Raw genomic sequence first — 11,623 nt, forward strand, 5'->3', positions numbered from 1 at the left:
GGAACGCGGCCGATCGGGTCGGATCTTGGACTTTGGTCATGTACTTGGTGCGGTGCGTGCGGCCGGAACTTCGACGCGGAACTTGACATGCCTAGTAGCCGTCACGGGCCGTTCAAACTTGCTCTGGGCCAAGCCGCCGCCTCCAGGCGGCGGTGCGGAGCGCCACCGAAGGTGGCGGGATCTAGGCCGGCTGACATCTAAAACTGAGCGGTGGCTACTAGGTATGTGTTCTTCGTGACGGAGCGGCGCGCTTTGCATCGTTTGCACTTGGCTCTCGGCCCCCCCGGGCAACTTCCACCCCCCCCAGAGGGGGGTGAAAGTTCTCGAGACTGGAGTTGGAACTCTTCGCGGGTCGACCTCGGCGTACAGGTCCGCGGCGAGCTAACCATGCTTCAACTTCGGGTCGAAGCCAGAGCCGGGACCGTTTGGGACCAAGGTCGATGACAGGGCGAGGCATGTCGCTGTATTTCAAGAGGTACTGACTGACGGTATTCCGATGCGACAGCCCGAGGAGGGCGGCGACGTCGTTTGCGTCGATTAGGTCGTCGGTCTCAACTCGCACCAAGAAAAAATCCTACAGCAGTGGAGTGATTGTCACAGACCCCTGATAAGGTTACTGCAGTAGGAAATAGGTGGCCCCGGCGAAGTTGGTGCTCCCCGGGGCCTGGCCAAGACCTTTAGGGAGGTCTCGACATGGACAAGGCTACGAGCGTCCCGCGACATTCGCGGGACGCCATCGATTGGCTGGCCTCGTACCAGCCTTTGGAGATCGATCCGGCCAGGTGGGACGATGTCCGCGGCTTCGTTTGGGATTGCGTCCAGCGCCTCGGTTGGGACTCCGATAGCGCAGCGGCGTGGAGGGCGCTGAGGGAGTTGGCGCGAATCTCCTCCTGGGCAGTGGGCGAGGGTCTGCCCCTGGACATAGAGGTCGTGCTCGATCCGGACACGGTGGAGCGATTCATCGCAGTCGGCTTGGCCGGTAACCCTTCGAGGGCGACGTACAGGGGTGTACTGCGGCGGATTGGTCCGAGGCTGACTCGGCGGGCTCCGTGGCAGCCTCGACCGGCCGCGGCGGCTCGTCGTCAAGTGGCGCTGCCGTACACCGCTGACGGGTTGAAGATGCTGCGGGCGGATGCCCTCGTGCAGCCCACGGCAGGCCGGGTGCGGGCGGCTCGAGCTCTGCTGGCTCTTGGCGCCGGCGCCGGCCTGGATGGTCGATGGGTGGCCCGGGTCACGGCCGCTCATGTTCTTCGGGCCGGTGACGCCGTGTTGGTGTCGGTCGGCGCGCCGTCCGCCAGACGCGTTCCGGTGCTGGCCACCTGGGAGGGGGAAATTCTCGATCTGGCGGCGACCGCCGATGGCGGCTTCTTGGTCGGGGGTTACTCGTCGTCGAAGAACCGGGCCGGGGCGTTGGCCGCGTCGCTGGTCGTACCGAACGGGCATCCGCGGTTCTCGGCACCGAGGCTTCGCTCGACATGGTTGGTAACGCATCTGGCTTTGGGTACCCGTCTGCCGGAGTTGGCCCGTGCGGCCGGCCTGCAGGGGGTCACAGTGTTGTCTGATCTCCTCGCGAACGTGCCGGCCTTGGACGAGGCGAAGGCGGCGACGATGTTGCGGGGCCTTCGATGAGCCGGCGAGCTCCCATCGACGCCAACGGCGGGCGAGCCACGGCCAACACAGACCTGCAGATCGCCTGCCGGGTCGTCGACCAATCGGGCGTCGTCCCAGTCCTGAACGAGCTGCTGGACGCCGAGGTCGGCCGGCATCGCACGATCAGTGTCCGCGGCCTGCTGGTGGCCTGCCAACTCAACGCTCTGGCCCGCCACCACCGGGCCCATCTGGTCGAGGTGGCCCGGATCATCAACGCGCTGACCGACGACCAGCGCGCCGAGCTGGGCGTCCTCCGTCACGACCCCGAGCAGACCTACAACCGAGTGGACCGACTATTCAACCGGCTGTGCGACGTCCTCGACGAGGGCCATTTCGTAGACGGCGTGAGGCTCGACGCCAAGTGGTTGGCCAACCGGCTTGCCGTCGCGGCTGTTCCAAAGGAGTTCCGCACCTCGAAGTCGGTGGCGGTCGACGGCACCGATGTCGAGACGTGGGGCGCTCTCCACGGTGACGCTGTTACCGTCGATCTCGACGGCGAGGCGGCTGATACCCAACTCATGGATGACGGGGCTGTGCCGAAGCCGAAGAAGCCCACCCGCAAAGCAATGGTGCTCGGGATCGGCGCCGACGGACGGAAGCAGTACACCGTCGACAGCGACGCCAGGGCCGGGCACCGCTCCGCCACCAACAGCCGCGCCGCCGGTCCCTATGTCGGCTACGAGCTGCACCTGGCCGTGCAGGCCCGATACACCAAGTGGACGAACGGCATCGACAAGGTCTCCCTCTCCGACGAGGTCCCAGGCGTTGTCACCTGTTTCTCTCTGGTGCCGGCCGGCACCCATCGCGGCAAGGCGATTGTCGATGATCTGATCGCGGCCAAGGCGGCGGGCGAGCCGATCGACGACGTGGTTTGGGACCCCGGCTACAGCCTCTGCAAGCCGGGCACGGTGCACCACAAGCTCGCCCAGGCCGGCATCCACCAGACCTTCCAGCCGGTGACGCACCAGCGCGGCATCCGCCCTTTCTCCGGCGACGCTCTGCTAATCGACGGGCAGCTGTTCTCCAGCCTTCTGCCTGACGAGCTGCGCGACCTGCCGTCGCCTCCCCGAGGGGCGAGCGAAGCGGAGAAGCTTCAGTACGAGGACAAGTTCAATCTGCGAGCGCGGTGGCGAATGATGCGTCACAGCCCGCCCGACCGAGACGGGGCTACCCGGTGGCGGTGCCCGTTCTGCTCCGGCTTCCTACGCGCCCGGAACTTCCCTCACACCATGCGCCGATCCAAGGACATACCACTGGTACCGATCGCCGAGGGGTGCGACAAGTGCTGTGACGGCATTCTCACCGCCCAGGCGGTCGAGATGGCCTGGTGGCAGCGCATCACCTACGGCACCACTGCCTGGCGCATCTCGATGGGCCGCCGGCAGATAGCCGAGTCGGTCAACGCCGCCCTCAAGGGCGTATTCGCCGATATCGGCCGAGGGTTCATGCGAGTCATGGGCGCCACCAAGATGACCGTCATGCTCGGCTTCACCCTGGCTGCCTACAACCTCGACCGCATCCGCAGCTTCCGAGCCAAACACCACCTCGACGAACAAGGCCGACCGACGGAGAAGCCGAAGCAGACCAGGGCCAAGCGGCGGACGGGAACCTGGGCCGACGTCATCGAGGAGGTGCAGGGCCCACCGGGCTAAGGGGGTGAGACAAGAGCAGGCCGGCTGCCAGATGGCGGCCGGCTTCGACGCGCCTGGACTCCGATGGGGACGCGAATCAAGAGAAGACAAGACAAACGCCGGCCTTTAGGCCGGCGTTTTTGTTGGTCCTAGGGGTGGCGGCGGACCCAAATGGGATCCTCGCCACCTGCAAGACGGGATTTCATGAACACACCTGGCGATCTTTCATGATCATCCCCTCTTGGAGGTGGCGGGAATCGAACCCGCGTCCTTCGATGACTCATCGGGCCTTCTCCGAGCGCAGCCAGTGACAGATTCTCGCGTCTCCCGCTCGCCACCGGCACCGGCGGGAAACCTCAGTCGGCTAGATGTCCTCGATAGCTCGCCGACGAAGCTACAGAGTGAGCCCTACAGAATGACGCCTGTACCCGACCCGTAGGGCTGGGGCCGGACAGACGGGCTGCTTATTAGGCAGCCAGTGCGAGCTGAGGCTCGGCGTTTGTTTATAGGTTCCGGCTCTTTAGCGTGGTTCCGGAGACCACGGCTCGCTTCTCCCGAATCGACGACCGAAGTCGAAGCCAGTCACCCCCTTGTCAAGGACCAACTGTTCGATTGTACCGGGCGTCGACCGCCGAAGTTTACGAGCGCCTCGATGTCCGACGGAAGGACGGCTCCGATCGTTCGGCCTTGGTCGATTATGAGGATCATCTGCTTGCCCCGGGTGCGGGAGAGAACGTCGAGGGCAGATTCCTCCGGAGCGGCTCCCGCAGAAGCCGAGATCGGAACTGCGAAGTCAATCGGTCGGGCGAAGTCCCATTGGGGCAGTGGAACAGATGCGGTCGCGTCGCCCAGGATGAGCCCGCCGTACCCGCCTCCCCACTCCTCGAGCATCCAGACCCATCCTGGGCGACCGGCCAGGTAGGTGTCCGCGAAGCTGCGGACGGTAATCCATCCGGGTGCCGCACCGACCGGCCTCATGACGTCCCGGACTCGGACTCCGTCGAGAGCCTGGTGGACCGCTGCGACTGTTCGCTCGGCCCGCGCCGACCCGAGTAACCACCACCCGATGATTGCAATGAAGAAACCGTTGATCGGATCGACCGAGCGAGCGGTTAACAAGAACCCCGCCGCCGCTAAGAGGCCGCCCAGAACCATCCCCGCCGTCGAAGCCACTCTGGTTGCTTTCCAGCGATCGCGGGTCGCCGCCCAGACCATCGAATGTAGAACCCGACCGCCGTCAAGCGGGGCAGCGGGCAAGAGGTTGAATACTGCCAGCACGACGTTGATTCCGGCGAGCCACCCAAGGGCGGACACCACGAGTGAGCCGGCGGAAGCAGATTCTGCAAGGAGGCGCAATCCCCACAGGCATGCTCCGAAGAGAAGAGAGATAAGCGGTCCGATCCCGGAGATCAGGAGCTCTGAGCGCGGACGGGGAGCATCGCCCTCGATTCTGGTGACCCCACCCATCCAGCTAAGGGTGATCCCATCGACCGAAAGCCCGACGCGCCGAGCGACGATCGCGTGCCCGAACTCGTGGGCCAGCACCCCGAGCAGCAATCCGATGGCTGTCAACGCCCCGGCCAAGACGTAAGAGGTCGTGCTATAGCCCGGCGCCTCGTGGACGAATCGGTTATCAGCCAACCCACCGGCGACCAACGCCACCATCACGAGCAGGGTCCAGTTGAGGCCCACCCGGATCCCGCCTATGCGGCCGAGGCGGATGCTGTCGTTCATGAATCAAGGCTACGGCGACGGGCCGCGCTAGCGCGCTCGGCTTCGCGGTTGGCGTCCCGCTCGGCTATGGCATGACGTTTGTCATAACGCTTGCGGCCGCGGGCGAGCGCGAGGTCGACTTTGGCTCGGCCGTCCTTGAAGTAGATCGAAAGCGGGACGAGGGTGAGCGCCTCCTGGCTTGTCCGCTTGAAGAGCTCGCCGATCTCTCGACGGTGGAGAAGCAGCTTCCGCCGGCGGTCGGGGTCGGTCGCGCCGAATCCGGAGGCGAACGCGTAGGGCGGAACATGGACGCCGTAGAGCCATACCTCGCCGTCTTGGACTCGGGCGTAACTGTCTCTCAACTGCGCCTTGCCCTCTCGAAGCGACTTGACCTCGCTGCCGGCGAGGACGATCCCGGCTTCGTAGGTGTCGAGGATGTCGTAGTCGTGACGGGCCCGCCGGTTCTGCGCTACCGGGCGCGAACCTTCGATTCGGCTGGGCTTCTTCGACGAGGGCATGGCTGGATCACGGTACCGTCAGGGCAGTGCTCCTGCTCAGCTCGGCGATCCTCGAGGCCATGGTTGCCCACTGCCTGGATTCGCATCCGCTCGAGGCGTGCGGCCTCTTATCGGGAATGCCGGTGGAGGGGGGCCAGGCAGAGGTCCGGGGTCTTTTTCCGGCCGAGAATGTGTCGGCCTCGGCGCGCCTTTACGAGGTCGAGCCGCGGGCGCTTCTGGAGGCGGATCGCCAGGCGGAGGAATCCACTCAGCAGCTGATCGGGGTATACCACTCCCACACCCACACCGATGCGAAGCCGTCGCCAACCGACATTCGACAGGCCCCCGATCCAGGGTGGCACTACGTGCTGGTGTCGCTGCGAGATGCCCAGCCGAGCGTCCGGAGCTGGCTGATCGTGGACGGGAAGATCACAGAGGAGCCCGTCGTTCTACAATGGTGACGAAAGAGGTCGACTTTCCCGGTCGTACCCTCTGATCCAAGAGACAGTCTGGAGAGCACTCGTGTCCGTTGATGTTCGACTTCCGACCGTCCTCCGCCCTGCAGCCGGCGGTCAGGCGACGGTGACGGCCGAAGGTGCGACTGTCGGAGAGATCTTCGAGGACCTGGTCCGTCAGCACCCCGGACTCCGGGATCAACTGCTGACCGAGACCGGAGACCTTCACCGCCACCTCAACGTCTTCCTCAACGACGACGACATCCGATACCTGGGAAAGCTCGACGCCAAGGTGGGCGAGTCAGACACGTTGACCCTGATGCCGGCGGTAGCAGGAGGCTCGTGATGGCCCGCTACGAGAGCATCCTCGACCTGATCGGCAACACCCCGATGGTCGACATCAGCGCCCTCAGCCCGAACCCCAGGGTGGCGATCGTCGCCAAACTGGAGGGGTCGAACCCCGGCGGATCGGTAAAGGACCGGGCTGCTAAGGCGATGGTCGAGGAAGCTGAGAAGGATGGGAGCCTCAGGCCTGGCCAACAGATAATCGAGTCGTCCTCAGGCAACACCGGCATCGCACTGGCCATGATCGCCAAGGTCAAGGGGTATCCGCTCAAGATCGTCCTGCCCGAGAACGTCTCTGTGGAGCGCAGACAGCTTCTGGAGGCCTGGGGAGCGGAAATCATCGATTCGCCAGGTTCAGAAGGGTCCAACGGCGCGATGCGGCGGGCACAGCAACTGGCGGCCGAGCACCCTGACTGGTGGTTCCCTTACCAGTACGCCAACCCCGCAAATCCCAAGACCCACTACGAGAGCACCGGTCCTGAGATTTGGCGAGACTGTCCCGAGGTAACCCACTTCATCGCCGGCTTGGGCACGGCTGGAACGCTCATGGGCGTTGGCCGCTTCTTGAAGGAGCAAAATCCCGAGATCCAGGTCTGGGCGGTTCAGCCGCCAGCCGGGGAATTGGTCGACGGACTGAAGAACCTCGACGAAGGCTTCATCCCACCGGTCTTCACTGACAATGACGGCTTCGCTCTCTTAGACCGGAGCAAGGTGGTCGGCCCGCGGGAGAGTGTTGAGTGGACTCGGAAGCTGGCTGAGGTTGGCATATTCGCCGGGATTTCTTCCGGAGCGATCATGGCCGCAGCAGTCAAGTGTGCTCAGGAGATCGACGAAGGAGTAATCGTCACAATCGTCTGTGACGGGGGTTGGAAGTATCTCTCGACTGGGGCTTGGACCGGTGACCTTGACGAAGTCACCGAGAGGGCGAAGCGGGTCATCTACTTCTGATCGTCCTGGCTGCTGATCTCCACCGGTAGGCTCTCGCTGGCATGGATGACCGGCCAATTGGCGTGTTCGACAGCGGCTTTGGCGGACTCACTGTCGCAAGAGCCGTAATCGACTTATTGCCCGCCGAAGACCTCGTCTATATCGGCGACACCGCTCGGTATCCGTACGGCCCAAGGGCTCTCGAAGAGGTGCGCCAGTTCTCCGCCCAGATCTGTAGAAAGCTCGTCGAAGATCACGACGTCAAACTCATCGTTGCGGCATGCAACACGGCGGCGGCTGCTGGACTAGACGAGGTTAGATCCGAGTTTGCGCTTCCGGTCCTCACGGTGGTCGAGCCAGGTCTGCGGGCGACTCTTCAGGCAACTGTGTCGCGGAGGATCGGAGTGATTGGCACGGTGGGGACTATCTCCTCTGGGGCTTATCAGAAGGCGCTTCGTGAACTGGATCCGGAGGGATCCGCGCAACTGACGTGTTCAGCTTGTCCGGGCTTCGTCGAGTTCGTCGAACGCGGTGACACAAATTCTGATCAGGTCTACGTGCTCGCGGAACGCCTGCTGGCTCCCATTCGGGACGCGAAGGTCGATGCGCTTCTGCTCGGGTGCACCCATTATCCCTTCCTCGCACGGACGATCAGTGACGTCGTGGGACGGGAGGTCGTTCTAGTTAGTTCCGCGGATGAGACCGCGTTCGAACTGCGTTCCTTCCTCGACGATCAAGGGCTAGCGACCAGTTCGCGATCGCCAGGTACGCACACCTGGATCTCGTCTGGAGACGTTCAGATATTCCGCGCGCTGGGGCAGCGATTGATGGGCCCTGAAATCGACAAGGTTGAATCGTGGGATCCGAATCACTAACGGTTACGGTTCTCGGCTGCGACGGTTCGTTTCCCGGTCCTGCTGGAGCGTGCAGCGGATACCTGGTCCGCGCGTGCCGGACAAACCTCTGGCTCGATGCCGGATCGGGAACTATGTCGAATCTCCAACGCCATATCAAGCTCGAGGACATCGACGCGATTGTGCTGACACATCAGCACCCCGATCACTGGACCGACCTAGAGGGACTGGCGATCGCCTACAAATGGTTTCTGGCGATAGAAGGCCGACCCGTTTTCGCACCACACGGGCTCCGAGATCTAATGAACGTTGGTGTCGCCGCTGACATCTTCTCCTGGCGAACCATCGATGAAGGTGGCGTTGCTAAAGTCGGCGACCTGAAGTTGTCATTTTCCCGCACAGACCACTCGGTTCCAACGTTCGCCACCCGGGTCGATTGTGGGGGGCGAAGCCTCGGCTACTCGGCAGACACCGGCGCGAAGTGGAGTTTCCAGTCGCTTGGAGAAGGACTGAACCTCGCGCTCTGCGAGGCTTCCTTCCTTTGTGACAAGGAAGGAACTGTGCAGCATCTCAGCGCTCGCCAGGCAGGGGCAACAGCTTCGGAAGCCAATGTGGAGCGCCTGGTTATAACCCACTTGAGTCCCGGGATCGATCGCCATGCGGCTCGCTTGGAGGCGGAAAGGTCATTTGGCCGACCTGTCGAAGTCGCGACGATCGGAGTCACCTATGAGGTGTGAACATGCGGAGTGATGGGAGAGAGCCGGACGATCTTCGACCGGTCGAGTTCGTGAGGGACTACACCATTTTCTCTGCCGGCTCGGTGCTCATCAGGATGGGACGGACAGTCGTCCTATGCACGGCATCCGTCGCCGACGAAGTTCCTCGCTGGATGAAGAATACCGGTCGGGGATGGGTGACAGCTGAGTACTCGATGCTTCCCGGCTCCTCGCCGGAACGGGTTGATCGGGAAGCGGCTCGCGGTCGGCAATCTGGTAGGACTCAAGAGATTCAACGTCTGATCGGTCGGTCTCTGCGCGCGGTCACAGACCTCAACGCCATGGGTGAAGTTCAAGTCACCGTCGACTGCGACGTCCTCCAGGCCGATGGCGGGACCCGAACCGCGAGCATTTGTGGCGCATATGTCGCCCTGCACGACGCCTTCTCGCGGTTACAGGCCTCGGGACGGGTGCGCTCACATCCGGTTCGCGAGGCATGCGGAGCTGTGTCCGTCGGTGTCGTCGACGCCCTTCCGATGCTCGATCTGGCCTATGACGAAGACAGCAGGGCAGAGGTCGACATGAACGTGGTGATGACGTCGTCTGGAAGGTTCGTGGAGGTGCAGGGAACAGCGGAAGGCCAGCCGTTTACTAAGGGTGAACTTGAGGACCTCTTGTCGCTCGCTGAGCATGGCATCGCTTCGCTCCTCGAGGCCCAAGAAAAGGTCCTGTCCGTACCGCCTTCACCGCTCCCTTGACGGAGTTCGTCCTCGCGACCGCTAACCCTGACAAGGCCAGGGAGATCGCGGAGATCCTCGCTGATGGCATTAGCTTGACGCTCCGTCCCGCCGATCTCCCCGAGGTTGACGAAACAGGCAGCACTCTCCTCGAGAACGCCAGGCTCAAGGCGCAAACCGTCGTTCGGGCGACTCGCAAGCCGGCACTGGCGGACGATACGGGACTGGAGGTGGATGCGCTTGGCGGGGAGCCCGGTGTGAGGTCGGCTCGTTACGCAGGTGAGGGTGCTTCGTACCAGGACAACGTCACCAAGCTCCTGGGTGAGCTCGCGTCTGTCCCAGAGCCTCGGCTGGCTCGGTTCCGCACAGTTGCCATCGCCGTTTACCCCGGCGGTCGGGAAGCGGTCGCAGAAGGGGTCGTTCCGGGACACATCGCCAGGCAGCGCCACGGCGCACGGGGTTTCGGATACGACTCGGTATTCGTTCCGCTGGATGGGGATGGCCGGACATATGCGGAGATGGCGCCTGAGGAGAAGAATCGGATCTCCCATCGGGGGGCGGCATTTAGATCGCTACGGGAGCAGCTTCTGGCACCCTGACCCAACCGCATCGGATCGGCGAGCGGTACGCCGCAATCATTGGGCTCTGTGGGAGTATGGCCCTGGAGTTGTTCATGGCAGACAAAGTCCCACGCGTGCTTCCGCCGCCTCCCAGGGGTTGGCCTCGATCAACCGTACGACTGTGTCTGTGACGACCGGGTTCAGCGCCGACGACTCCTCGGTGCCTGACCCGTCCGCCGGCGATTCCTCCAGACACGACGATGTCTCGGACGGGCCTGCTGGTCACCGTCGCCGTCGACTGAGACGTTTGCTTCCTTCGCCGGTCTGGCACATCGGCCGCTTGTTGATCCTGGCGCTGCTGATCGAGTACCTCGTGGTGCCGCAGTTAGCCGGACCAAAGAAGCTGCTCCATCTGCTGACGGAGGTGAATCCTCTCCTGCTTCTGGCCGGCTTAGGCCTCGAGGTGGGAGCTTGGCTGTGTTACACCCAGCTGACCAGGACGGTCCTTCCGCCTGACGATCGGATCGGCTTTTCCACGCTTGCGAGGATCCAGATGACGACCCTCTCGGTGAGCCACAGCACCCCGGGAGGAACGGCCACCGGAACTGCGCTCGGGTACCGGCTCATGACCCAGGCGGGGGCCTCCGGTCGTGACGTCGGGTTTGCCCTAGCAGCACAGGGCATCGGGTCGGCCATCGTTCTCAACGTGATCCTGTGGATCGCGCTGATCGTGTCAATCCCGGTTTGGGGGGTTTCAGCCGTATACCTCCTTGCGGCGATCGTCGGGGTACTTCTATTTGTCACTTCGGGTTTCCTGCTTTTCTTCTTCACTCGCGGCGGCGATCGTGTAGGAACCGCACTCGAGAGGGCAGGTTCCCGGCTTCCATTCGTCGACGGCTCGGCGCTGCGCAAGACCTTCGAGGACATAGCTGCACAGCTCCAGCGTCTCAGCGCTGATCGAAGGGATTTGGTCCTCGCGATTGTTTGGGCGGCGGCCAACTGGCTCCTTGATGCGGCGTCACTCGGAGTCTTTGTGGGAGCCTTCGGGCATTGGGTTAATCCAGACGGGCTGCTTGTGGCATATGGGCTAGCCAACGTCCTCGCCGTCATACCTATAACTCCCGGTGGCCTTGGCGTCGTCGAGGCCACGCTGACCTCTCTATTGGTCGGCTTTCAGACGCCGAGGGGAGTGGCGACTCTAGGCGTCGTTGGTTACCGACTCATTAACTTCTGGCTGCCGATTCCCCTCGGTGGTGTCACCTATCTTTCGCTCCAAGTGAGCCGATCTGGGGTTGGCCATTTCCGTGAGGTCGGTGGGAGGATTCGTGCCTTGCGGCCTTGGAGGCGCTCCCATGGCGAGCCTCGATCTGAGAGGGATGACCCGCACCCGCAAGGATCTCATATCGAGTAACCTCACCGCGGCTCAGCGGCGGCGCTGGAGGGAGCAGATAGGTGGGTAAAGCGCGTCCTCATCGAACGAAGAAGTTGATGTCAGCGGTGGGTGCTCTGCTGATGGTGGTTGTCACACTGACAGCCAT

General features: G+C 63.3%; 12 protein-coding genes and 1 other RNA gene. 10 read left to right on the forward strand and 3 right to left on the reverse strand.

Annotation, left to right across the window (positions count from 1 at the left end; all coding sequences use genetic code 11):
• Positions 1-693 precede the first annotated feature (693 nt).
• Together VFZ97_19700 and VFZ97_19705 are read left to right on the forward strand one after the other, a co-directional pair.
• Entirely contained in the window at positions 694-1,629 is a 936-nt protein-coding gene (locus VFZ97_19700; GenBank protein HEX6395664.1) for a hypothetical protein, read from the forward strand.
• Positions 1,626-3,302 (forward strand): hypothetical protein, encoded by a 1,677-nt coding sequence (locus tag VFZ97_19705; GenBank protein HEX6395665.1) that lies wholly within the window; start codon positions 1,626-1,628, stop codon positions 3,300-3,302. Before VFZ97_19700 ends, VFZ97_19705 begins: the two co-directional genes overlap by 4 nt.
• 220 nt (positions 3,303-3,522) lie before the next feature.
• Here the strand turns inward: VFZ97_19705 and ssrA are convergent.
• The 3 genes from ssrA to smpB form a co-directional block, all read right to left on the reverse strand.
• Positions 3,523-3,871, reverse strand: a transfer-messenger RNA (tmRNA) gene (ssrA, locus tag VFZ97_19710).
• Positions 3,864-5,015 (reverse strand): site-2 protease family protein, encoded by a 1,152-nt coding sequence (locus VFZ97_19715; GenBank protein HEX6395666.1) that lies wholly within the window; start codon positions 5,013-5,015, stop codon positions 3,864-3,866. Before VFZ97_19715 ends, ssrA begins: the two co-directional genes overlap by 8 nt.
• Positions 5,012-5,512, reverse strand: a complete 501-nt coding sequence (gene smpB, locus VFZ97_19720) for an SsrA-binding protein SmpB (protein ID HEX6395667.1) — start codon at positions 5,510-5,512, stop codon at positions 5,012-5,014. Before smpB ends, VFZ97_19715 begins: the two co-directional genes overlap by 4 nt.
• Positions 5,513-5,538: 26 nt before the next feature.
• On the opposite strand from smpB, the gene VFZ97_19725 reads away from it, so the two are divergent.
• From VFZ97_19725 to VFZ97_19760, 8 genes are all read left to right on the forward strand, one after another.
• Complete coding sequence (locus VFZ97_19725) at positions 5,539-5,952, forward strand: M67 family metallopeptidase (protein ID HEX6395668.1); 414 nt, start codon at positions 5,539-5,541, stop codon at positions 5,950-5,952.
• A gap of 61 nt (positions 5,953-6,013) precedes the next feature.
• Positions 6,014-6,292, forward strand: coding sequence for a ubiquitin-like small modifier protein 1 (locus VFZ97_19730; GenBank protein HEX6395669.1), 279 nt, complete (start codon positions 6,014-6,016; stop codon positions 6,290-6,292).
• A complete protein-coding gene (locus VFZ97_19735; GenBank protein HEX6395670.1) occupies positions 6,292-7,239 on the forward strand; it encodes a cysteine synthase family protein in 948 nt (315 codons plus the stop codon). Before VFZ97_19730 ends, VFZ97_19735 begins: the two co-directional genes overlap by 1 nt.
• A 41-nt stretch (positions 7,240-7,280) precedes the next feature.
• Entirely contained in the window at positions 7,281-8,093 is an 813-nt protein-coding gene (gene murI / locus VFZ97_19740) for a glutamate racemase (protein HEX6395671.1), read from the forward strand.
• Positions 8,075-8,809, forward strand: coding sequence for an MBL fold metallo-hydrolase (locus VFZ97_19745; GenBank protein HEX6395672.1), 735 nt, complete (start codon positions 8,075-8,077; stop codon positions 8,807-8,809). Before murI ends, VFZ97_19745 begins: the two co-directional genes overlap by 19 nt.
• Before the next feature lie 2 nt (positions 8,810-8,811).
• The gene (rph, locus tag VFZ97_19750) at positions 8,812-9,546 is read left to right on the forward strand and encodes a ribonuclease PH (GenBank protein ID HEX6395673.1); all 735 of its coding nucleotides are present in this window, start codon (positions 8,812-8,814) and stop codon (positions 9,544-9,546) included.
• On the forward strand, positions 9,543-10,124 hold the full coding sequence (rdgB, locus tag VFZ97_19755) for an RdgB/HAM1 family non-canonical purine NTP pyrophosphatase (GenBank protein HEX6395674.1): 582 nt from the start codon (positions 9,543-9,545) through the stop codon (positions 10,122-10,124). Before rph ends, rdgB begins: the two co-directional genes overlap by 4 nt.
• Before the next feature lie 142 nt (positions 10,125-10,266).
• Positions 10,267-11,496, forward strand: a complete 1,230-nt coding sequence (locus VFZ97_19760; GenBank protein ID HEX6395675.1) for a YbhN family protein — start codon at positions 10,267-10,269, stop codon at positions 11,494-11,496.
• Positions 11,497-11,623: the final 127 nt, after the last annotated feature.

It is taken from the genome of Acidimicrobiales bacterium (assembly GCA_036378675.1).
Classification (GTDB): Bacteria; Actinomycetota; Acidimicrobiia; order Acidimicrobiales; family Palsa-688; genus DASUWA01.